This window comes from Streptomyces sp. NPDC052020, assembly GCF_040680575.1.
In the GTDB taxonomy this organism is placed as follows: Bacteria; Actinomycetota; Actinomycetes; order Streptomycetales; family Streptomycetaceae; genus Streptomyces.
Genome location: NZ_JBFAWY010000031.1, coordinates 59,809 through 79,409 on the forward strand (window position 1 = coordinate 59,809; position 19,601 = coordinate 79,409).

Sequence of the window (19,601 nt, forward strand, 5' to 3'; positions counted from 1 at the left end):
GCCGAAGGAGACCGACAGATGCTGGACATCGCCGAAGAGCTGCACCGGTGGGTCGAGCGGGGACGCGACTTCGCCGTGGCCACCGTGGTGGCCGTCGGCGGCAGCGCGCCCCGCCAGCCCGGCGCCGCGCTCGCGGTGGACGCCGACGGCACGGTGATCGGCTCGGTCTCCGGGGGCTGTGTCGAGGGCGCCGTCTACGAGCTGTGCCAACAGGCGCTGGCGGACGGGGAGACGGTCCTGGAGCGCTTCGGCTACAGCGACGAGGACGCCTTCGCCGTCGGCCTGACCTGCGGGGGCGTGATCGACATACTCGTCACGCCGGTGCGGGCGGACGCCCCCGCCCGCCCGGTGCTCGCCGCCGCGCTGGCCGCCGCCGCACGGGGGGAGGCGGCGGGGGTGGCGCGGATCGTCTCCGGTCCGGCGGAGCTCATGGGACGGGCGCTGACGGTCCGGCCCGACGGCTCCTGGGAGGGCGGCTTCGGCGCCCACCCGGAACTGGACCGCACGGTGGCCGCGGAGGCGGGCGCCTTCCTGGACGCCGGCCGCACCGGCACGCTGGAGATCGGAGAGCAGGGCTCGCGCTGCGGAGCACCGCTCACCCTGCTGGTGGAGTCCTCCGTGCCGCCGCCCCGCATGATCGTCTTCGGAGCCATCGACTTCGCGTCGGCACTGGTCCGCGTCGGCAAGTTCCTCGGCTACCACGTGACGGTGTGCGACGCCCGCCCGGTGTTCGCCACGCCGGCCCGCTTCCCGGACGCCGACGAGGTCGTCGTCGGCTGGCCCCACGAGTACCTGGAGCGCACGGAGGTCGACGGCCGCACGGTCCTGTGCGTCCTCACCCACGACGCCAAGTTCGACGTACCGCTGCTGAAGCTCGCCCTGCGCCTGCCGGTCGCCTACGTCGGCGCGATGGGCTCCCGGCGCACCCACCTGGACCGCAACCGGCGGCTGCGCGAGGTCGGCGTCACCGATCTGGAACTGGCCCGGCTGCGCTCGCCCATCGGCCTGGACCTCGGCGCCCGCACCCCGGAGGAGACGGCCCTGTCCATCGCCGCCGAGATCGTCGCCGACCGGCGCGGCGGCAGCGGGGTCTCCCTCACCGGCGCGCACACCCCCATCCACCACGACGGGAACTCCACGCCCGCGGGGCGGATCGGGTCGGTGGCCTGAGCCCTCGTCCGGGCGGCACCTCCCGCCGCGCCGGACCCCGCGCGCGGCGGCGCGCCCCGTGGCGGGCGCGCCGTCACGGCTGTCTCAGCAGCCGGTTCACCGCCCGCCCGAACACATACCGGCCCGCTCCCCGCAGTACGCCGTCGAAGGCGCCCGGCAGCGGGCGGACCCGCAGGTCCTCCCGCCAGATCACCCGGGTCCGGCCGCCGGGACCGGGGCGGACCTCGATCTCCGCCCAGCCGCCGACCACCCGGCCCCGCTTCTCCAGCCGGCACCGGCCGGGGGTGCCGTCCCCCGGGGGCTCCCAGACGGTCACCTCCATGGTGTCGTCGAAGGCGAGGGGGCCGAGACCCGTGCGGGCCACCACCAGCGTGCCGGGGCGGGTCGGCGGGGCGGTGCGGACGCGTACGCGGGTCAGCGGCACGGCCTCGCCGTGGCGGGACCACTCGGTGAGCCGGCGCCACGTCTCGTCCAGGGGGAGCGGTGCCGTGCGTTCGAGGGAGAAGGTGACCACGCCACGATCGTAGGGAAGCGCCCCGGCGGTGGCACCCGCGGTGGTCCGGCCCTGCCCTGTGCGGACTCGCCGAGGACCGCCGGGGCTCGGCCCGGGCGCGTTCCGGGGACGGAGCGGATCACCCCCGGTACGCGAGGGTCGTCATCATCCCGGACTCCGAGTGGTAGACGTTGTGGCAGTGCAGCATCCACAGTCCGGGACTGTCCGCGTCGAAGTCCGCCACCAGCTTGCGGTGCGGCAGCACGATCGTCGTGTCCTTGCGGGCGCCGTGCGAGTCGATGCCGGCGAGGGAGTACGTGTGGCCGTGCAGATGCACGGGGTGCCACATGTCGGTGGCGTTGATGACGACCAGCCGCACCCGTTCGCCCCGTTCGACCCGGTGGAGCGTGCCCGGATCGTAGGGCTTGTGGTCGATCCCCCAGTCGTACTCCTTCATCCCGCCGGTCAGCTTGATCTTCAACAGGCGGTCGTACCCGCGGCGGGACAGCGCGACCGACTCGTCCGGCCGGAGCCGGCGGGCGGACGCCAGTACCTTGCGGTCCAGCTCCACGGGGTGCGCGGACGGCTCGGGGACCGCACCGGCGCCCGTGCGCAGGACGGCCATGGCCCGGCCCCGCTTCCCCTCGGCGAGCGCGACGAGCGGGAAGACCCCGGACTTCGCGGTGATCAGCACGTCGTACCGCTCGCCCATGCCGATGACCAGCGCGTCGGTCCGGTAGGGCCGCACGGGGTAGCCGTCGCTGTGGGTGATCGTCATCCGGTGCCCGCCGAGCGCCACCCGGAAGGCCGACTCCCCGCCGGCGTTGATGACGCGCAGCCTGATCCGGTCGCCGGGCCTGGCCCTGAACTGCGTGGGGTCGTCCGCCGTGCGCCCGTTGATCAGGTAGTAGGGGTAGGCGACGTCTCCCGCGTGGCCGCCGAGCAGCCTGCTGGCGGCGCCCGACATCAGTCGTCTCGGCCCCTTCCCGCCGTACGGCGACGGCGGGGGCGTCCTCCCGGGGCCCTTCCCGTCGTCCGTCCACTCGACGAACGAGGTGCCCGCCAGCGCCCCGCCGCCCGCCTCCACCGGTCCCTCCGGCCGCTTGCCGTGGCCCATCGCTGGCTTGCCCCTGCGGAGCTGGTCGAGAACGTCGTCGGGGGTGGAGCCGCCCACGCCGTCGATCCAGTCGTCCAGCATGACGATCCACTCGTGGTCGTACTCGAGCGGTTCCCTCGGGTCGTCGACGATCAACGGCGAGTACATCCCGCGATCGATCTGCACCCCCACGTGCGGGTGGAACCAGTAGGTGCCGGGATACGGCACGGTGAAGCGGTAGTCGAACGTCTCACCGGGTTTGACCGGTGCCTGCGTCACACCGGGCACGCCGTCCATGTCGTTGGGCACCGCGACGCCGTGCCAGTGCACGGTCGTCGCCTTCGGCAGATCGTTGGCGAGCCTCACCGCCAGGGTGTCGCCCGCGGTGACCCGCATCTCCCGGCCGGGCAGCAGTCCCCCGTACGTCCAGGAGCGGAAGGTGCGTCCGGCGCCCAGCTCGACCTGGGACGGGGTGGCCCTGAGGGTGTGCTTGCGCAGCGGTCCGGCGGAGGGCCGGCGTGCCTCGCCGGCCTCCCCGCCGTGGGGCGCGACGGGTCTGCCGGGGGTCCTTGCCGCGGGCGCGCCGGGGCTGCCGCGGCCGGACGAGCCGCCGCTGGAGCAGGCGGCGAGCAGCCCGGAACCCGCGGCGGTGATCCCGGCGCCGAGCACGGTCCGACGTGTGGGAGAGGTGTGACCGGGGTGGTCCGTGCGCATGAGGGTGCACCTCGCTGGTGGGGTGAAGGCAGGTGAAGGCGCGGGTCTGCCACCGCCGCCCGGACAGGACGAGACCGCCGGAGGCGTTCCTGCCGACGGGGCACCCGACGCGGTGGTGAGCGCGATCCGGTGGGTGGCGGAACCGGCCGTCGGGGCACCGGCGGGCGTTCCCCGCCGGTGCCCGGACCGTCGCTCAGAACGGCGGTGCGGATATCCCGGGCGGCAGGGCGCGGAACGTCACATACCGTGCGTACGGGTCACGCCCGTATCCGGCCCCCGGGTCGGTCATCATGCACGGCACCCTACCCCTGTGGGGTATGAAATCCTCGTATATACGTCTTATCAACGCGAGGTGGACATCCTCGGTGTGTGATCTGTCGAACTTCCGTTCGAGATAGTGGGGGTGCTCACCGGGTTACTCGCGCCGACACGCATGTGTCGGCGAGAGTGAGGAGAGCCCCGTGAGCGACAGCCCCGTGAGCGGACGAACCTGGCGCCGGGCCCTGGTGACCGGCGGAGCCGGGTTCGTGGGTTCCCACCTGTGCGCCCGGCTGCTGGACACCGGCGCCGAGGTGGTCTGCCTCGACAACCTGGCCACCGGATCCCGGAGCAACGTGGCCGAATTGGAGCGGCGGCGCGGCTTCCGCTTCGTCCGGGCCGACGCCACCGACCCGCGCGCGCTGCGCGGCCCGCGCGGCCGGTTCGACCTCGTCCTGCACTTCGCCTGCCCGGCCTCGCCCGCCGACTATCTGCGGCTGCCGCTGGAGACCCTCGATGTCGGCAGCACCGGCACCCGCAACGCCCTGGAGCGGGCCCGCGCCGACGGTGCCCGCTTCGTCCTCGCCTCCACCTCCGAGGTCTACGGCGACCCGCTGGAGCACCCGCAGCGCGAGAGCTACTGGGGCAACGTCAACCCGGTCGGCCCGCGCAGCGTCTACGACGAGTCCAAGCGGTTCGCCGAGGCGCTGACCACCGCCCACCGCCAGGTGCACGGCACCGACACCGCCATCGTCCGCATCTTCAACACCTACGGCCCCCGCATGCGCACCGGCGACGGCCGCGCCGTGCCCACCTTCATCGCCCAGGCCCTGAACGGCACGCCCCTGACCGTCGCGGGCGACGGCAGCCAGACCCGGTCCCTGTGCTACGTCGACGACACCGTGGCCGGCGTCCTCGCCCTGGCCGCCTCCGGCGAGCGAGGCCCGGTGAACATCGGCGGCGGCGAGGAGATCACCATGCTGGAGCTGGCCCGGCGCATCGTCGAGCTCACCGGCTCCGGCTCCCGCATCCGGTTCGTCGAACGCCCCGTCGACGACCCCGGGCGGCGCCGGCCCGACACCACCCTCGCCCGGGAGCGGCTCGGCTGGCGCCCGCGGGTCGGCTGGAGCGAGGGGCTGGAGCGGACCATCGGCTGGTTCGCTCACGCCGTGGCGGCGTGAGCCAGGCCATTCACCACAGATGGTGATATGAGCGGACTTTTCCGTAATTGAGCTGTCTCCAAGTGTTTGAGACAGCCGCGCCGCGGCACCCGCGAGCCTAGAGGCATCACCCGGCACAGCAGCCACAGGACCCACAGAAGCCACCGGAACACCGCCGGAGCCCCCGCAAGACCCCGCCGTCCGGGACGGAGCACCGCCCATGCGCATCCTTGGTATCAACGCCCTGTTCCACGACCCGGCCGCCGCCCTCGTCGTCGACGGCGGGACCGTTGCCGCCGCCGAGGAGGAGCGCTTCAGCCGCCGCAAGCACGGCAAGCGGCCGGTGCCCTTCTCCGCCTGGGAGGTACCGGAGCTGTCGGCGCGCTGGTGCCTGGAGCACGCCGGGATACGGCCCGGGGAGCTGGACGCCGTCGCCTACTCCTTCGACCCCGGGCTCGCCCGGCCCGCCCGCGACATGGGCCTGGACGACCCCTGGGACCCGCTGCGCCTGGAGTACGCCCGCCGCGCCCCCGAGTTCCTCGCCGAGGCGCTGCCCGGGCTCGACCCCGAACAGGTCGTCTTCGTCCCGCACCACGTGGCGCACGCCGCCTCCGCGGGCCCCGCCTCCCCGCACCCCGACAACGACGTCCTCGTCCTGGACGGCCGCGGCGAATGCGCCTCCCACCTCGCCGGCCGCTACCGCGACGGCAAGCTCGACACCCTGTTCACCCAGGCGCTGCCGCACTCCCTGGGCCTGGTCTACGAGGAGCTGACCGCACACCTCGGCTTCCTGCGCAGCAGCGACGAGTTCAAGGTGATGGCCCTCGCCTCCTACGGCGAGCCCCGCTTCCTGGAGAAGCTGCGCGAGCACGTCCACGCCACCGGCGACGGGGGCTTCCACGCCCACGGCGTCGACTGGGCCGCGTTCGCCCCCGCCCGCGCCAAGGGCGAGGACTGGACGCGGGACCACGCCGACCTCGCCGCCAGCGCCCAGGCCGTCCTGGAGGAGACGCTGCTGGACCTCGTCCACTGGCTGCACCGCGAGGCCGGCGGCGAGGCGCTCACCATGGCGGGCGGCGTCGCCCTCAACTGCGTCGCCAACTCCGCGATCGCCAGGCAGGGCCCGTACCGGCACGTGTGGGTGCAGCCCGCCGCCGGCGACGCCGGCACCGCCCTCGGCGGCGCCCTGCACCTGGCCGCGCAGGACGGCCCCCCGCTGCCCCTGCCCGGCGCCGACCTCGGCCGCGGCTGGAACGACGAGGAACTGCGCGCCTGGCTGGAGACGGCCGCCGTCCCGTACGAGGAACCGGACGACATCGCCGAGACCGTCGCCGAGGAACTGGCCCGGGACGGCATCGTCGCCTGGTTCCAGGGCCGCAGCGAGTACGGGCCGCGCGCCCTCGGGCACCGCTCCCTGCTGGCCCACCCGGGCCGCGCGGAGAACCTGGAACGCCTCAACCGCGTCAAGGGCCGCGAGGAGTTCCGGCCGGTCGCCCCGATGGTCCTGGCCGACCGCGCCGCCGAGATCTTCGACGGGCCGCTCCCGAGCCCGTACATGCTCTTCGTGCACGACGTCGCCGCCGCCTGGCGGGACCGCCTCCCGGCCGTCGTCCACGTCGACGGCACGGCCCGCATCCAGACCGTCGAGGAGCGCCGCGAACCGCTCGTCGCCCGCATGCTGGGCGCCTTCGAGCGGCGCACCGGACTGCCCGTCGTCGTCAACACCAGCCTCAACACCGCCGGCCGGCCCATGGTCGACGACCCGCGCGACGCCCTGGAGTGCTTCGGGTCCGCCCCCGTGGACCTGCTGGCGCTCGGGCCGTTCGCTATCCGCCGCGGGAAGGCGTTCGCATGACCCCGTACGCCGTCGTGATCCCCACCCTCGCGCGCGACACGCTCGCCGACTGCCTGGCCGCGCTCGCCGCCGCGACGGGGCCGCGCCCCGAGCAGATCGTCCTGGTCGACGACCGGCCCGGGCCGGAGGCCGAGGCGGGCGCGCTGGAGTATCCGCTCAGCGTCCTCGGCGACCTGCGCGCCCGCACGGTGGTGCTGCACAGCGGCGGGCGCGGACCGGCCGCCGCCCGCAACACCGGCCTGCGCGCGGTCACCGCGCCGTGGACCGCCTTCCTCGACGACGACGTCCAGGTCGGCCCCCACTGGTGCGACCAGCTCGTCCAGGACCTCACCGAGGCCGCCCCCGACACCGGGGCCGTGCAGGGCGTGATCGCCGTCCCGCTGCCCGGCGAGCGCCGCCCCACCGACTGGGAACGCGGCACCGCCGCCCTGGCGCGGGCCCGCTGGATCACCGCCGACATGGCCTACCGCACCGAGGCGCTCAAGCAGGTCGGCGGCTTCGACGAACGCTTCACCCGCGCCTTCCGCGAGGACGCCGACCTCGCCCTGCGCGTCCTTAGCGCCGGCTGGCGCATCCGGCAGGGCCGCCGCACCACCCGGCACCCGGTGCGCCCCGCCTCCCGCTGGGTCTCCCTCGCCCAGCAGCGCGGCAACGCCGACGACGCCCTGATGCGGCGCCTGCACGGCCCCGACTGGTGGGAGAAGGCGGTGGCCCCCCGCGGCCGCATCCGCCGGCACGCCGCCGTCACCGCCGCCGCGGCTGCCGCGCTCGCCCTGGCCGCGGCCGGCCGCCCGCGCGCCGCCGCGCTCGCCGGGCTCGGCTGGGTGGCCGGCACCGCCGAGTTCGCCTGGGCCCGCATCGCCCCCGGACCCCGCACCCGGTACGAGGTGACGACCATGCTCGTCACCAGCGCCCTCATCCCGCCGGCCGCGACCTGGCACCGGCTGAGCGGGGCGTGGCGGCACCGGAACGCCCCCGCCTGGCAGGAGGTGGCCGCATGAGCCCGGTCAAGGCCGTCCTGTTCGACCGCGACGGCACCCTCGTCCACGACGTCCCCTACAACGGCGACCCCGGCCGGGTGAAGCCCGTCGACGGCGCCCGCGAGGCGCTCGCCCTGCTGCGCGGACGCGGCATCCGCACCGGCGTCGTCACCAACCAGTCCGGCGTCGCCCGCGGCCTGCTCACCGACGCCGCCGTCCGCGCCGTCAACCGGCGCGTCGACGACCTGCTCGGCCCGTTCGACGTGTGGGCGGTGTGCCCGCACGGACCCGACGACGGCTGCCGCTGCCGCAAACCGGAGCCCGGCCTGGTGCTCTGGGCGGCCGGGCGGATCCGCGCCGACCCGGCCGACTGCGTCGTCGTCGGCGACATAGGCGCCGACGTGGAGGCCGCCCGCCGGGCCGGCGCCCACGGCATCCTCGTCCCGAACGAGCGGACCCGCCCGGAGGAGACGGCGACCGCCGCGCACGTCGCGACGGACCTGCTGACCGCCGTACGCGCGGTGCTCGGCGGACGGCCGCCCGCGGGCCGCGTCGTGGCGGACGAACGCCCCCTGAAGCGGGCCTGGAGGCCGCGATGAGAACCGACGCCGCGAGGCGAGCGGAGCCCGGGCGGCAGGCCGGAGCCGTGCGGAGAGCCGTCGTCACCCGGCTCGACAGCTTCGGGGACGTCCTGCTCGCCGGGCCCGCGATCCGCGCCGTCGCCGCCCGCGCCGCACACGTCACCCTGCTGTGCGGGCCGCGCGGCGCGCCCGCCGCCCGGCTGCTGCCCGGCGTGGACGAGGTGCTGGTGTGGGACGCCCCCTGGGGCGGCTTCGACCCGCCCGCCGTCGACCGCGCCGAGATCGACGCGCTGGCCGACCGCATCGACGCGGACACGGGCCTGATCCTGACCTCCTTCCACCAGTCCCCGCTGCCCACCGCCCTGCTCCTGCGCCTGGCCGGCGTCGGCTACCTCGCCGCGGACAGCGTCGACTACCCCGGCTCCCTGCTGGACCTGCGCCACCGGCGCGCCCCGCACGCCCACGAGGCCGAGGCGGCCCTCGCGCTCGCCGAGGCGGCCGGCTTCCCCCGCCCGGACGACGGACGGCTGCGCGTCCTGGAGCCGCCCGCCACCACCGGGCTGACCGGACCCGGCCCGTACGTCGTCCTGCACCCCGGCGCCAGCGTCCCGGCCCGCGCCTGGAGCCCCGAGCGCTGCGCCGAGGCGGTGCGGGAACTCACCGCCGCCGGGCACCGGGTCGTCGTCACCGGCGGCCCCGGCGAACGGGACCTGACCGCCCGCGTGGCCGGGGAGCACGCCCTCGACCTCGGCGGCCGGACCAAGGCCCCGGAACTGGCCGGGGTCCTCGCCGGCGCCGCCGCCGTCGTCACCGGCAACACCGCCCCCGCCCACCTGGCCGCCGCCGTCGGCACCCCCGTCGTCTCCCTGTTCGCTCCGGTGGTGCCGGCCGAGCGCTGGCGGCCGTACGGCGTGCCGTACGTGCTGCTCGGCGACCAGGACGCCCCCTGCGCGGACAGCCGCGCCCGGGAGTGCCCCGTCCCCGGCCACCCGTGCCTGAACTCGGTCACCGGCACCGACGTGGCCGCCGCCGTCGACAAGCTCCTGGGGGAGACATGAGGATCCTCATCTGGCACGTGCACGGGTCGTGGACCACGGCCTTCGTCCAGGGCCCGCACACCTACCTCGTGCCGGTCACCCCCGACCGGGGACCCGACGGACTGGGCCGCGCCCGCACCTGGGACTGGCCCGAGTCGGTGATCGAGGTACCGCCGGAGCGGCTGCGCGACGAGGAGGTCGACGTCGTCGTCCTCCAGCGCCCGCACGAACTCGGTCTCGTCGACCGCTGGCTGGGCCGCCGCCCGCCGCTGGTCTACCTGGAGCACAACGCCCCCGACGGCGACGTGCCCGACACCCGCCACCCCGCCGCCGGCATCCCCGGCGTCACCCTCGTCCACGTCACCCACTTCAACCGCCTGATGTGGGACGGCGGCGCCACCCCCGCCACCGTCATCGAACACGGCATCATCGACCCCGGCCCGCGCTGGACCGGCGAGCTGGAGCGCGCCGCCGTCGTCGTCAACGAGCCGATCCGGCGGGGCCGGACCACCGGCACCGACCTGCTGCCGGAGTTCTCCCGCGCCGCCCCCCTCGACGTGTTCGGCATGCGCACCGAGGGCCTCGCCGCTCACCTCGGCATCCCCGCCGGCCGCTGCCGCACCCTCGACCTGCCCCAGGGCGAGCTGCACACCGAGCTCGCCCGGCGCCGCGTCTACGTCCACCCCGTCCGCTGGACCTCCCTCGGCCTGTCCCTGCTGGAGGCCATGCACCTGGGCATGCCCGTCGTCGCCCTCGCCACCACCGAGGTGACCGAGGCGGTGCCGCCCGGCGCCGGAGTGGTCTCCCACCGCGTCGACGTACTGACCGACGCCGTACGGGACTTCCTGGCCGATCCGGCGCACGCGCGCGAGGTCGGCGAGGCGGCGCGTGCGGCGGCCCTCGCCCGCTACGGGGTGTCCCGCTTCCTGGACGACTGGGAGCGGCTGCTGAAGGAGGTGACCCGATGAGGATCGCCATGGTGTCCGAGCACGCCAGCCCGCTCGCCGCGCTCGGCGGCGTCGACGCCGGCGGCCAGAACGTCTACGTGGCCCGCCTGACCGAGGAACTGGCCAGGCGCGGTTACGACGTCACGGTGTACACCCGCCGGGACGCGGCCGGCCTGCCCGACCGGGTGCCCCTGCCCGGCGGAGCCGTGGTCGAGCACGTCCCGGCCGGGCCGCCCGAGGCCGTCCCCAAGGACGACCTTTTCCCGCACATGCCCGCCTTCGGCGCCCACCTGGCGCGCGCCTGGGCGCGGGAGCGGCCCGACGTGGTGCACGCCCACTTCTGGATGTCCGGCATGGCCGCCGCCACCGGCGCCCGCCCGCACGGCGTCCCCGTCGTACAGACCTTCCACGCCCTGGGCACCGTCAAGCGGCGCCACCAGGGCGCCGCGGACACCAGCCCGCCCGAGCGGACCGGCATCGAACGGCAGCTCGGCCGCGGCTGCGCACGCGTCCTGGCGACCTGCACCGACGAGGTGCGGGAACTCGCCGCCATGGGCGTGCCGGCCCGGCAGGTCTCCGTGGTGCCGTGCGGCGTGGACGCCGGACACTTCCGCCCCGGCGCGGACACCGGCGGCGCGCCCCCGCGCAGACTGCGCCACCGGCTGCTGTCCTGCGGCCGGCTCGTCCCCCGCAAGGGATACGACCAGGCCATCCGCGCCCTCGCCCGCGTCCCCGGCGCCGAACTCGTCGTCGCCGGAGGCCCGCCCGGCGGCGCGATCGACGCCGACCCGGAGGCCCGCCGCCTGCTGCGGACCGCCGAGGACACCGGCGTCGCCGACCGGGTGCGGCTGCTCGGCGCGGTCGACCCGCACGACATGCCCGCCCTCATCCGCAGCGCCGACCTGGTGCTGTGCACCCCCGTCTACGAGCCCTTCGGCATCGTGCCGCTGGAGGCCATGGCGTGCGGCGTGCCCGTCCTCGCCACCGATGTCGGCGGCCACCGCGACTCCGTCGCCGACGGCGTCACGGGACGGCTCGTGGCCCCGCGGGACCCCGGGGCGATCGCGGACGCCGCCCGCGCGCTCCTCGCCGACGAAGGGCTGCGCCGCCGGTACGGCACGGCCGGCCGCGAACGCGTCCTGGCCCACTACACCTGGCGGCGCGTCGCCGACGGCGCAGAGCAGGTGTACCGGCAGACGCTGGCCGACCACGCACTGTCGAAGGAGGTGGCGTGATGACCGTGCACCCGCCGATCACCGGCCACTGCGACGAACTCCAGGACGCGCTGACCGGATTCCGCGCCTCGGCGCACATCACCGAACGGTGGGGCGCGCGGCTGGCCGCCGTCCTGTCCGGCGGCGGTCGGCTGCTGGCCGCCGGCAACGGCGGCAGCGCCGCCCAGGCCCAGCACCTGACCGCCGAGATCGTCGGCCGCTACCGCGACGACCGGCCGCCGTTCTCCGCGATCGCCCTGCACGCCGACACCTCCTCCACCACCGCCATCGCCAACGACTACGGCGTCGACGAGGTGTTCGCCCGCCAGGTCCGCGCCCACGGCCGCCCCGGCGACGTCCTGATGCTGCTGTCCACCTCCGGCGCCAGCGCCAACCTGCTCTCCGCCGCCGACGCCGCGCGCGCGGCCGGCGTACGGGTGTGGGCGCTGACCGGACCGGCCCCCAACCCGCTGATGGCCGGCAGCGACGAGTCCCTGTGCGTGGAGGCGCCCGCCACCGCCACCGTCCAGGAGATCCACCTGGTGGCGGTGCACATGGTCTGCGCGGCCTTCGACGCGGCGCTGGAACGCGGCGCCGCCGGGGCCGCGCGGGGCGGCCGCGGGGGTGAGGCGCGGGACGGCCACGGAGGTGACCGGACGCATGGCTGACAAGACCCCGCTGCTCGTGGTCGGCGACGCCCTGCTCGACCGCGACCTGAGCGGCTCGGCCGACCGGCTCGCGCCCGACGCGCCCGTGCCGGTCGTCGCCGAGTGCGCCGAACGCGTCCGGCCGGGCGGGGCGGCGCTCGCCGCGTACCTCGCCGCCCGCGACGGCCGCGAGGTCACCCTCGTCGCCGGGACGGGCGACGACGACGCCAGCCGCGAACTGCGCGACCTGCTGGAGCCCTGGCTGACGCTGGTCCCGCTGCCGCTGACCGAACCCCTGTCCGAGAAGACCCGCGTCCTGGCCCAGGACCGGCCCGTCGTCCGCCTCGACCGGGGCGGCGGGCACGTCCGCGAAGCCACCGACGCCGCCCGCGCCGCCGTCCGCGCCGCCCCGGCCGTCCTCGTCTCCGACTACGGCCGCGGCGCCGCCGACGCCCTGCGCGACGTCCTCGCCGAGCGCCCCCCGCTGGTGTGGGACCCGCATCCGCGCGGCGGCCCGCCGGTCCCCGGCACCCGCCTGGTCACCCCCGCCGAGAAGGAGGCCCACGGCTTCGCCCCGCGGGACGGCGGCCCTCCGGGCACCCTGCGCGCCGCCGCGCGCAACGCCGCGGCCCTGGTGCGCGACTGGCGGGCCGCCGCCGTCGCGGTCACCCTCGGCTCCCGGGGTGCCCTGCTCTCCTACGGCGAGCACCCGCTGCTGGTCCCCGCGCCCGCCGTCCACCACGGCGACTCCTGCGGCGCCGGCGACCGGTTCGCCGCGACGGCCGCCGGACTGCTCGCCGACGGCGCGCTGGTGGGGGAGGCCGTCGAGGGCGCCGTCGCCGCCGCCTCCGCCTTCGTCGCCGCCGGCGGCGCGGGCGCCGTCCCCCGCCCCGACGCCCGGCCCGCGCCCGCGCCGCCGCCCGACGGGGACGACCCGTACGCCCTCGCCGCCCGCGTCCGCGCCCAGCACGGCACCGTGGTCGCCGCCGGCGGCTGCTTCGACCTGCTGCACGCCGGGCACGTCGGCCTGCTCCAGGCCGCCCGGCGGCTCGGCGACTGCCTGGTGGTGTGCGTCAACTCCGACGCCTCCGTGCGGCGCCGCAAGGGCGAGGGCCGCCCCGTCAACCCGCTCGCCGACCGGATCCGGGTGCTGCGCGCCCTGGCCTGCGTCGACGCCGTCGCCGTCTTCGACGAGGACACCCCCGAACGCCTCCTGGCCGACCTGCGCCCCGCCGTGTGGGTCAAGGGCGGCGACTACGCGGGCGCCGAACTGCCCGAGGCGGCGCTGCTCCAGGAGTGGGGCGGCCAGGCGGTCCTCCTGCCGTACCTGGACGGCCGCTCCTCCACGGCGCTGATGGCGCGGGCGGCGGAGGGGGTGCGATGACCGAGGCCCCCGCGCCCCGCGCCCCCCGGCTGCTGGTCCTGCGCGCCCTCGGCCTCGGCGACCTGCTCGCCGGCGTCCCCGCGCTGCGCGCGCTGCGCCGCGCCCACCCGGACCACGAGCTGGTGCTGGCCGCCCCCGGGGAGCTGGCGCCGGCCGCGGCGGCGACCGGGGCCGTGGACCGGCTGCTGCCCGCCGCCGCGCCCGGCCGGGCCGTGCCCCGCACCCTGGACTGGACCGGACCGCCCCCGGACGTCGCCGTCGACCTGCACGGCAACGGCCCGCCCAGCCACCGCCTCCTGCTGCGCCTGCGTCCGCGCAGGCTGCTCGCGTTCGCACACCCCGGCACCCCCGGTATCGACGGCCCGCCCTGGTACGCCGAGGAACACGAACGGGACCGCTGGTGCCGGCTGCTGACGTGGTACGGCATCGACGCCGACCCCGCCGACCTGCTGCTGCCCCGCCCGCCCGGCCCGTCCCCGGCCCCCGGGGCCGTCGTCCTGCACCCCGGCGCGGGCGCCCCCTCCCGCCGCTGGCCCGTCGAACGGTACGCCGCCGTCGCCGAGGCGCTGCGCGGGCGGGGCCTGCGGGTCGTGGTCACCGGGGGAGCGGACGAGGGGGACCTCGTGGCCCGGCTCGCCAAGCTGGCCGGCCTGCCCGACACCGACGTCTTCGCCGGCGGCCTGCCCTACGGCAAGCTGTCCGCGCTCGTCGCCGGCGCCCGCGCCGTGGTCAGCGGCGACACCGGCATCGCCCACCTGGCCGTCGCCCACGCCGCCCCGTCCGTCACCCTCTTCGGCCCCGTCCCGCCCCGCCGCTGGGGCCCGCCCGCGCACCCCCGCCACCGCGCCTTGTGGCACCCGGGCCCGGACGGCGACCCGCACGGCCGCGAGCCCGACCCCGCACTGCTGACCATCACCGCCGGCGAAGTACTCGACGCACTCGAAGCACTCGCAGCCCCCGACGCACCAGACGCGCCGCGGCCCCCGGGCGGCCTCGCCGCCCCGCCCGTCTGAGCCCGCCCCCCATCCCTGCCGAGGCACCATGAGCAACGGACTGTCAGCCACCCGCGAACGGGCGTCCGCCGACGCCACGCGCCGCGCCCCCGTCGGCATCGTCATCGCCACCCGCGACCGCTCCGCCAGTCTCGCCGTCACCCTGCGCCACCTGCTCGCCCTGCCGGAGCGGCCCGAGATCGTCGTGGCGGACAACGCCTCCACCGACGGCACCCGCGCGATGCTCGCCCGCGACTTCCCCCGGGTACGGGTCCTCGCGCTGCCGTACAACCGCGGCGCCCTGGCCCGCACCCAGGGCGTCCGCGCCCTGGACACCCCCTACGTGGCCTTCAGCGACGACGACTCCTGGTGGGCGCCCGGCGCCCTCAGCACGGCCGCCCGCCTCTTCGACGAGCATCCGCGGCTCGGCCTGGTCTCCGCCCGCACCCTCGTCGGCCCCGCCGACGCCCCCGACCCCCTCAACGACGTCCTCGCCGCCTCCCCCCTCGGCCCCGCCACCGACCTGCCCGGCACCCAGGTCCTCGGCTTCCTCGGCTGCGCCGCCGTCGCCCGCCGCACCGCCTACCTCGACGCGGGCGGCTACCACCCCCTGCTGTTCTTCGGCGCCGAGGAGACCCTGCTCGCCTACGACCTGGCCGCCCGCGGCTGGGGCGTCACCCACTGCCCCGACGTGGTCGCCCACCACCACCCGGACCCCGGCCCCCGCACCGGGCGCCCCGCCGTGGTCCGCCGCAACGAACTCCTCACCGCCTGGCTGCGCCGCCCCCTGCCGTACGCGCTCGCCCGCACCCGCGACCTGGCCGCCGAGGCCCGCCACGACCCGCACGCCCGGCGCGCCCTGCGCGAGGCGCTCCGCCGCCTGCCCGCCGCCCTGCGCGACCGCAGGCCGCTGCCGCCGCACGTGGAACGGGCCGCCCGCCGCCTGGAGGGCACGCCCTCATGAGCGACCCGCGCACCACCGTCGTCGTCATCACCCACAACCGGCGCCCCGAACTGCTGCGCACCCTCGACCGCCTCGCCGAACTGCCGGAGCGGCCGGCGGTCATCGTCACCGACAACGGCTCCACCGACGGCACGTCCCCCGCCGTCGCCCGCCACCACCCCCAGGTGCGGCTGCTGCGCCCCGGCCGCAACCTCGGCGCGGTCGGCCGCAACCTGGCCGTCCGCCACGTCCGCACCCCCTACGTCGCCTTCTGCGACGACGACTCCTGGTGGGCGCCCGGCTCGCTGTCCGGCGCCGCCGACCTGCTCGACCGGCACCCCGCGCTGGGCGCGGTCACGGCGCGGATCGTCGTCGAACCGGGCGGCACCGAGGACCCGATCGTCAAGGAGCTGCGCGATTCGCCGGTCCCGGGACCCGAGTGGCTGCCCGGCCCGGCCCTCGGCTCGTTCCTCGCCGCCGCGACCGTGCTGCGCACCGGCGCCTTCCGCGCCGCGGGCGGCTTCCACCCCCGGCTGTGGCTCGGCGGCGAGGAGGAGCTGCTCGCCGCCGACCTAGCCGCGAACGGCTGGTGGCTGACGTACGCCGACCACCTGACCATCCATCACCAGGCGTCCGTGGTCCGGGACGCCACGCTGCGCCGCACTCACGGCATCCGCAACACCCTGTGGTTCACCTGGCTCCGCCGCCCCGCCCGGACCGCGCTGCGCCGCACCCTGTTCCTGGCCCGCACGGTGCCCCGCGACACCGCCTCCCTGCGCGCCTTCGCCGAGGCGGCGGCCGCGCTGCCCTGGGTGCTGCGGGAACGCCGGGTGCTGCCGCCGCAGGTCGAGGCCCGGCTGCGGCTGCTGGAACCGGCCCAGCGCGCCTCCGAGGCCCGCAGCTACACGGGGTGACCCCGCGCCGCGGTGGCGGTGGCCGGACCGAACGCCGGGTTACCGCGGCCGCCCCGTGCCAACCGGCGCGTACCGCCCCGCGCCGACCGGCACGCCGGCGGCCGGACCGGTCACGTCATCCGGCGGGCCGCGGCTCCAGCCCCAGCGCCTCGGCCAGTCCGTCCGCGCTGTCGGGGCGGGGGCCCGTCCGGAAGCCCTCCGCGATCCGCCGGGCCCGCTCGCGCCCCTCGCCCAGACACCAGCCCCACCAGCGCTCCAGCCCGGCCGCATCCAGCTCCTCGGCCGCCAGCAGCGCGGGCCAGCCGCAGGCGCGGGCCTGGGCGGTCACCTTCGCGCCGCCCTCGACGGGATCGACCGCGAGGGCCGGTGTGCCCGCCCGCAGCGCCAGCACCAGGCCGTGCAGCCGGTCGGTGACGACGACGTCCAGCCGGGCGAGCACCGCCTGGAGCTGCGCGGGCGTCGCGCACAGCCGCCAGTCGTGCGCGTCGAGCCGCGTCTCCAGCTCCAGCCGCGCGCAGTCCTTCCCGGCCAGCCACCGCGTCACCGCGGCGGCGACCCGCCCGTGCCGGCGCCGGCGCCCGTACTCGTGCTGCCCGTGCGTGAGGATCACCCCGGCGACGGGCCGGGCGGGCAGGGCGGGGGCGCGGGCCGCGAGATCGGCGGTCGGCTCGGCGCCGGGGGCGTCGCGGACGAGTACGCGGTCGAAGCCGGTGACGGCGGGGGACCCGGCATCGACGACGGAGACCCCGACGGCGACGCGCACACAGTGCGCGAACCGCCGGTGCAGCTCCTCGACCTGCCGGCCGTGCACGGGGCCGCACACGAACACCAGCTGCGCGTACGCCGCCGGGTCCAGATCCTCGAAGTGCGGCCCCCCGGCCCGGAACCCCGGACTCCACACCACGTCGTAGGCCGCGCCCGCGCCGCGCAGCACCTCCTCCACCCGGTGCAGCGCCAGCACGTCCCCGGCGGTCGCCTCCCCGTCCAGGAAGCTGAACCACCCGGTCACCACAATCCTTCGCCGTCCGCGCACAGTGCCCATGAGTGCCCTCCCGGCCGGGGACCAATCACCGGGGCCCCGCCCCTCACCCGAGCCACCGCCCGCACGATCGCCCGAACGGTGAAACGCTGCCTCGGGCAACGAAGTTGGTCTCCATCGCCATTCACTTTGTGTGAGGCTATGCCCATGAACCATGTGAGTGACGAAGTCAGGGAGCGGCTGCGGACCGACCGCCCGCACTCCGCCCGGGTCTGGAACTACCTGCTGGGCGGCAAGGACAACTACCCCGTCGACAGCGAGGCCGGCGACGTCATCCTCTCGACGTTCCCGGAATTCGCGGCCGTCGCCCGGCTCCAGCGGGAGTTCCTGGCGCGCGCCGTGCGCTTCCTGGCGGGGGAGGCCGGCATCCGCCAGTTCCTCGACATCGGCACCGGACTGCCCACCGCGGACAACACGCACGAGCTGGCCCAGCGCATCGCGCCGGAGAGCCGCATCGTCTACGTCGACAACGACCCTCTCGTGCTGACCCACGCGCAGGCCCTGCTGACCAGCACCCCCGAGGGGGCCTGCGCCTACATCGACGCCGATGTCCGCGACCCCGAGCGCATCCTGGCCGAGGCGGCGAAGACACTGGACTTCAGCCGGCCGGTCGCCCTGACCATGCTGGGGATCATGGGCCAGATCGCCGACGCCGAACGCCCCGCGGAGCTCGTGGCCAGGCTGGTCGCGGGACTCCCGTCGGGCAGTTACCTCGCGCTGAGCGACGGCACGAACACCAACGAGGCGCTCAACCGCGCCGTCGAGATCTACAACAGCCAGTCGGCCAACACCTACCACCTGCGCGGGCCCGAGGAGATCGCCTCCTTCTTCGACGGACTGGACCTCGTGGAGCCCAAGGTGGTGCCCACCGCCGCCTGGCGCCCGGACCCCGCCCAGGCGGCGCGGCCCGCGGCCGACGTCGCCGTCTCCGGCGTGGCCCGCAAGCCCTGACGGGAGCGGGGCGTGGGCGCGCTCCGGGCACGGGACGCCGGCTCCTCACGGCAGCCACCCCGTCCGGCGCGCCACCGCCACGGCCTCCCCGCGGGTGCGTGCCCCCAGCTTCCGCATGGCGGACCGCAGATACGCCTTCACCGTCTCGGCGCGCACCCCGAGCCGTTCGGCGGCCGCCGCGTTGGTCGCCCCCTCGGCGACGCACGCCAGCACGTCGACCTCGCGGGGAGCCAGGCGCACACCGCCCACCGGCCCGGACCCGGCCCCGCCCGCCAGCACCGCGCACACATCGAGCAGTTCGGTCCGCAGGGAGGCGTCCGTGACGCGCGGCAGCAGTGCCCGCAGCGCCGCGTGCGCCTGGCGGACCTGTTCCCGGGCCGCACCCGGGGCGGCCTCCCGCACGGGCCCCGGCCGGGCCGCCGCCACCAGCTCGCGCGCCTCCTCCCGCAGCAGCAGCGCCTGTTCCACGTCCCGCGCCGCCGCCACGGCCGCGCTCAGCGTGCGGTCGCCCAGCGGCTGGGCCGCGCGCAGGGCCCCGTACAGCACCCCGCGCACCCGGCGCCGGACGACCACGGGCACCGCCACCACCGAGCGCAGCCCCTCGGCGGCGACCGGGGCGTCGTACTCGTGGCTGATGTGACGGGCGGCGCAGTAGTCGGTCACGGCGCACGGCCGGGCGAGCGCGACCGCCTTGCCGCCCAGGCCGCTTCCGGAGGTCACGGCGAGGGAGCTGAGCGCGGCCGTGGCGGTGCCGCTGAGCTCGCTGATGCGCACCCGCCGCCGGCCGGGCTCCATCAGCCCGCCGAAGACGACGGGAAGCCCGGTGGCGCGCCGCAGCCTGACCAGTGCGCCGCGGATCTCCGCCGCGTCGGCCGCGTCTGCTGCCACGTACTCGCCCTTTCCGATGCGGCTCGCCGGAGGCGGGTTCCCCGTTCGGGGGCCTTTTCCGGCGCACACCCCCGTTCGGGGGTAGTGAGACCCGCATCACGGATTACACGATGGCGGAGAGCCGCCCGGCAATGGTCCGGCACCGAGGAGGACAGATGACGACGGCGACGGAGCCCTTCCGCAGGGCGCGGGACTTCCTGCTGGAGCACCGCGAGGACTACGCGACCGCTTATGAGGGTTTCGCCTGGCCCCGGCCGGAGCGTTTCAACTGGGCGCTGGACTGGTTCGACGTGATCGCGGACGGCAACGACCGCACCGCGCTGCACCTGGTGGAGGAG

Annotated in this window: 18 protein-coding genes and 1 pseudogene; 15 read left to right on the forward strand and 4 right to left on the reverse strand. The window is 76.5% G+C overall.

What is annotated here, in order from left to right:
• Positions 1–18 precede the first annotated feature (18 nt).
• On the forward strand, positions 19–1,170 hold the full coding sequence (locus AB0L74_RS26785) for an XdhC/CoxI family protein (protein WP_365657476.1): 1,152 nt from the start codon (positions 19–21) through the stop codon (positions 1,168–1,170).
• 73 nt (positions 1,171–1,243) lie between these two features.
• Here the strand turns inward: AB0L74_RS26785 and AB0L74_RS26790 are convergent, their stop codons facing one another.
• Complete coding sequence (locus AB0L74_RS26790; protein ID WP_365657479.1) at positions 1,244–1,684, reverse strand: SRPBCC family protein; 441 nt, start codon at positions 1,682–1,684, stop codon at positions 1,244–1,246.
• Between the two features lie 118 nt (positions 1,685–1,802).
• Positions 1,803–3,473 carry a multicopper oxidase family protein gene (locus AB0L74_RS26795; RefSeq protein WP_365657481.1) on the reverse strand — a complete coding sequence of 557 codons (1,671 nt, stop codon included), beginning with the start codon at positions 3,471–3,473 and terminating at the stop codon, positions 1,803–1,805.
• Between the two features lie 476 nt (positions 3,474–3,949).
• Between AB0L74_RS26795 and AB0L74_RS26800 the strand changes: the two genes are divergently transcribed.
• From AB0L74_RS26800 to AB0L74_RS26855, 12 genes are all read left to right on the forward strand, one after another.
• Positions 3,950–4,912 carry a UDP-glucuronic acid decarboxylase family protein gene (locus AB0L74_RS26800; RefSeq protein ID WP_365657528.1) on the forward strand — a complete coding sequence of 321 codons (963 nt, stop codon included), beginning with the start codon at positions 3,950–3,952 and terminating at the stop codon, positions 4,910–4,912.
• A 199-nt stretch (positions 4,913–5,111) separates the two neighbouring features.
• Complete coding sequence (locus AB0L74_RS26805) at positions 5,112–6,746, forward strand: carbamoyltransferase C-terminal domain-containing protein (RefSeq protein ID WP_365657484.1); 1,635 nt, start codon at positions 5,112–5,114, stop codon at positions 6,744–6,746.
• Positions 6,743–7,747: a glycosyltransferase gene (locus tag AB0L74_RS26810; protein WP_365657487.1), complete on the forward strand. Its 1,005-nt coding sequence runs from the start codon at positions 6,743–6,745 to the stop codon at positions 7,745–7,747. Before AB0L74_RS26805 ends, AB0L74_RS26810 begins: the two co-directional genes overlap by 4 nt.
• Complete coding sequence (locus AB0L74_RS26815) at positions 7,744–8,325, forward strand: HAD family hydrolase (RefSeq protein ID WP_365657490.1); 582 nt, start codon at positions 7,744–7,746, stop codon at positions 8,323–8,325. Before AB0L74_RS26810 ends, AB0L74_RS26815 begins: the two co-directional genes overlap by 4 nt.
• Positions 8,322–9,365 carry a glycosyltransferase family 9 protein gene (locus AB0L74_RS26820; RefSeq protein ID WP_365657494.1) on the forward strand — a complete coding sequence of 348 codons (1,044 nt, stop codon included), beginning with the start codon at positions 8,322–8,324 and terminating at the stop codon, positions 9,363–9,365. The genes AB0L74_RS26815 and AB0L74_RS26820 overlap by 4 nt, the downstream gene beginning before the upstream one ends.
• Positions 9,362–10,312, forward strand: a complete 951-nt coding sequence (locus AB0L74_RS26825; protein ID WP_365657498.1) for a glycosyltransferase — start codon at positions 9,362–9,364, stop codon at positions 10,310–10,312. The genes AB0L74_RS26820 and AB0L74_RS26825 overlap by 4 nt, the downstream gene beginning before the upstream one ends.
• Positions 10,309–11,526: a glycosyltransferase gene (locus tag AB0L74_RS26830; RefSeq protein WP_365657500.1), complete on the forward strand. Its 1,218-nt coding sequence runs from the start codon at positions 10,309–10,311 to the stop codon at positions 11,524–11,526. The genes AB0L74_RS26825 and AB0L74_RS26830 overlap by 4 nt, the downstream gene beginning before the upstream one ends.
• Complete coding sequence (locus AB0L74_RS26835) at positions 11,526–12,173, forward strand: SIS domain-containing protein (protein ID WP_365657502.1); 648 nt, start codon at positions 11,526–11,528, stop codon at positions 12,171–12,173. Before AB0L74_RS26830 ends, AB0L74_RS26835 begins: the two co-directional genes overlap by 1 nt.
• Positions 12,166–13,536 carry a D-glycero-beta-D-manno-heptose 1-phosphate adenylyltransferase gene (rfaE2, locus tag AB0L74_RS26840; RefSeq protein ID WP_365657504.1) on the forward strand — a complete coding sequence of 457 codons (1,371 nt, stop codon included), beginning with the start codon at positions 12,166–12,168 and terminating at the stop codon, positions 13,534–13,536. The genes AB0L74_RS26835 and rfaE2 overlap by 8 nt, the downstream gene beginning before the upstream one ends.
• Positions 13,533–14,549, forward strand: a complete 1,017-nt coding sequence (locus AB0L74_RS26845) for a glycosyltransferase family 9 protein (protein ID WP_365657506.1) — start codon at positions 13,533–13,535, stop codon at positions 14,547–14,549. Before rfaE2 ends, AB0L74_RS26845 begins: the two co-directional genes overlap by 4 nt.
• A gap of 28 nt (positions 14,550–14,577) precedes the next feature.
• Positions 14,578–15,492, forward strand: a complete 915-nt coding sequence (locus AB0L74_RS26850; protein ID WP_365657508.1) for a glycosyltransferase — start codon at positions 14,578–14,580, stop codon at positions 15,490–15,492.
• On the forward strand, positions 15,489–16,385 hold the full coding sequence (locus AB0L74_RS26855) for a glycosyltransferase family 2 protein (RefSeq protein WP_365657511.1): 897 nt from the start codon (positions 15,489–15,491) through the stop codon (positions 16,383–16,385). Before AB0L74_RS26850 ends, AB0L74_RS26855 begins: the two co-directional genes overlap by 4 nt.
• 115 nt (positions 16,386–16,500) lie before the next feature.
• On the opposite strand, the gene AB0L74_RS26860 is transcribed toward AB0L74_RS26855, so the two are convergent.
• Positions 16,501–17,427, reverse strand: coding sequence for a polysaccharide pyruvyl transferase family protein (locus AB0L74_RS26860; RefSeq protein WP_365657513.1), 927 nt, complete (start codon positions 17,425–17,427; stop codon positions 16,501–16,503).
• Between the two features lie 144 nt (positions 17,428–17,571).
• On the opposite strand from AB0L74_RS26860, the gene AB0L74_RS26865 reads away from it, so the two are divergent.
• Positions 17,572–18,375: an SAM-dependent methyltransferase gene (locus AB0L74_RS26865; protein WP_365657515.1), complete on the forward strand. Its 804-nt coding sequence runs from the start codon at positions 17,572–17,574 to the stop codon at positions 18,373–18,375.
• A 45-nt stretch (positions 18,376–18,420) separates the two neighbouring features.
• On the opposite strand, the gene AB0L74_RS26870 is transcribed toward AB0L74_RS26865, so the two are convergent.
• The gene (locus tag AB0L74_RS26870) at positions 18,421–19,263 is read right to left on the reverse strand and encodes a LuxR C-terminal-related transcriptional regulator (RefSeq protein WP_365657516.1); all 843 of its coding nucleotides are present in this window, start codon (positions 19,261–19,263) and stop codon (positions 18,421–18,423) included.
• 155 nt (positions 19,264–19,418) lie between these two features.
• On the opposite strand from AB0L74_RS26870, the pseudogene AB0L74_RS26875 reads away from it, so the two are divergent.
• A pseudogene (locus AB0L74_RS26875) lies at positions 19,419–19,601 on the forward strand (AMP-dependent synthetase); the annotation flags it as partial.

Coding starts and splice junctions, on each gene's coding strand:
- AB0L74_RS26810 (WP_365657487.1), top strand. CDS start 6,743: ATGACCCCGTACGCCGTCGTGATCCCCACCCTCGCGCGCGACACGCTC.
- AB0L74_RS26865 (WP_365657515.1), top strand. CDS start 17,572: ATGAACCATGTGAGTGACGAAGTCAGGGAGCGGCTGCGGACCGACCGC.
- AB0L74_RS26830 (WP_365657500.1), top strand. CDS start 10,309: ATGAGGATCGCCATGGTGTCCGAGCACGCCAGCCCGCTCGCCGCGCTC.
- AB0L74_RS26845 (WP_365657506.1), top strand. CDS start 13,533: ATGACCGAGGCCCCCGCGCCCCGCGCCCCCCGGCTGCTGGTCCTGCGC.
- AB0L74_RS26855 (WP_365657511.1), top strand. CDS start 15,489: ATGAGCGACCCGCGCACCACCGTCGTCGTCATCACCCACAACCGGCGC.
- AB0L74_RS26825 (WP_365657498.1), top strand. CDS start 9,362: ATGAGGATCCTCATCTGGCACGTGCACGGGTCGTGGACCACGGCCTTC.
- AB0L74_RS26815 (WP_365657490.1), top strand. CDS start 7,744: ATGAGCCCGGTCAAGGCCGTCCTGTTCGACCGCGACGGCACCCTCGTC.
- rfaE2 (WP_365657504.1), top strand. CDS start 12,166: ATGGCTGACAAGACCCCGCTGCTCGTGGTCGGCGACGCCCTGCTCGAC.
- AB0L74_RS26820 (WP_365657494.1), top strand. CDS start 8,322: ATGAGAACCGACGCCGCGAGGCGAGCGGAGCCCGGGCGGCAGGCCGGA.
- AB0L74_RS26860 (WP_365657513.1), bottom strand. CDS start 17,427: ATGGGCACTGTGCGCGGACGGCGAAGGATTGTGGTGACCGGGTGGTTC.
- AB0L74_RS26785 (WP_365657476.1), top strand. CDS start 19: ATGCTGGACATCGCCGAAGAGCTGCACCGGTGGGTCGAGCGGGGACGC.
- AB0L74_RS26795 (WP_365657481.1), bottom strand. CDS start 3,473: ATGCGCACGGACCACCCCGGTCACACCTCTCCCACACGTCGGACCGTG.
- AB0L74_RS26805 (WP_365657484.1), top strand. CDS start 5,112: ATGCGCATCCTTGGTATCAACGCCCTGTTCCACGACCCGGCCGCCGCC.
- AB0L74_RS26835 (WP_365657502.1), top strand. CDS start 11,526: ATGACCGTGCACCCGCCGATCACCGGCCACTGCGACGAACTCCAGGAC.
- AB0L74_RS26850 (WP_365657508.1), top strand. CDS start 14,578: ATGAGCAACGGACTGTCAGCCACCCGCGAACGGGCGTCCGCCGACGCC.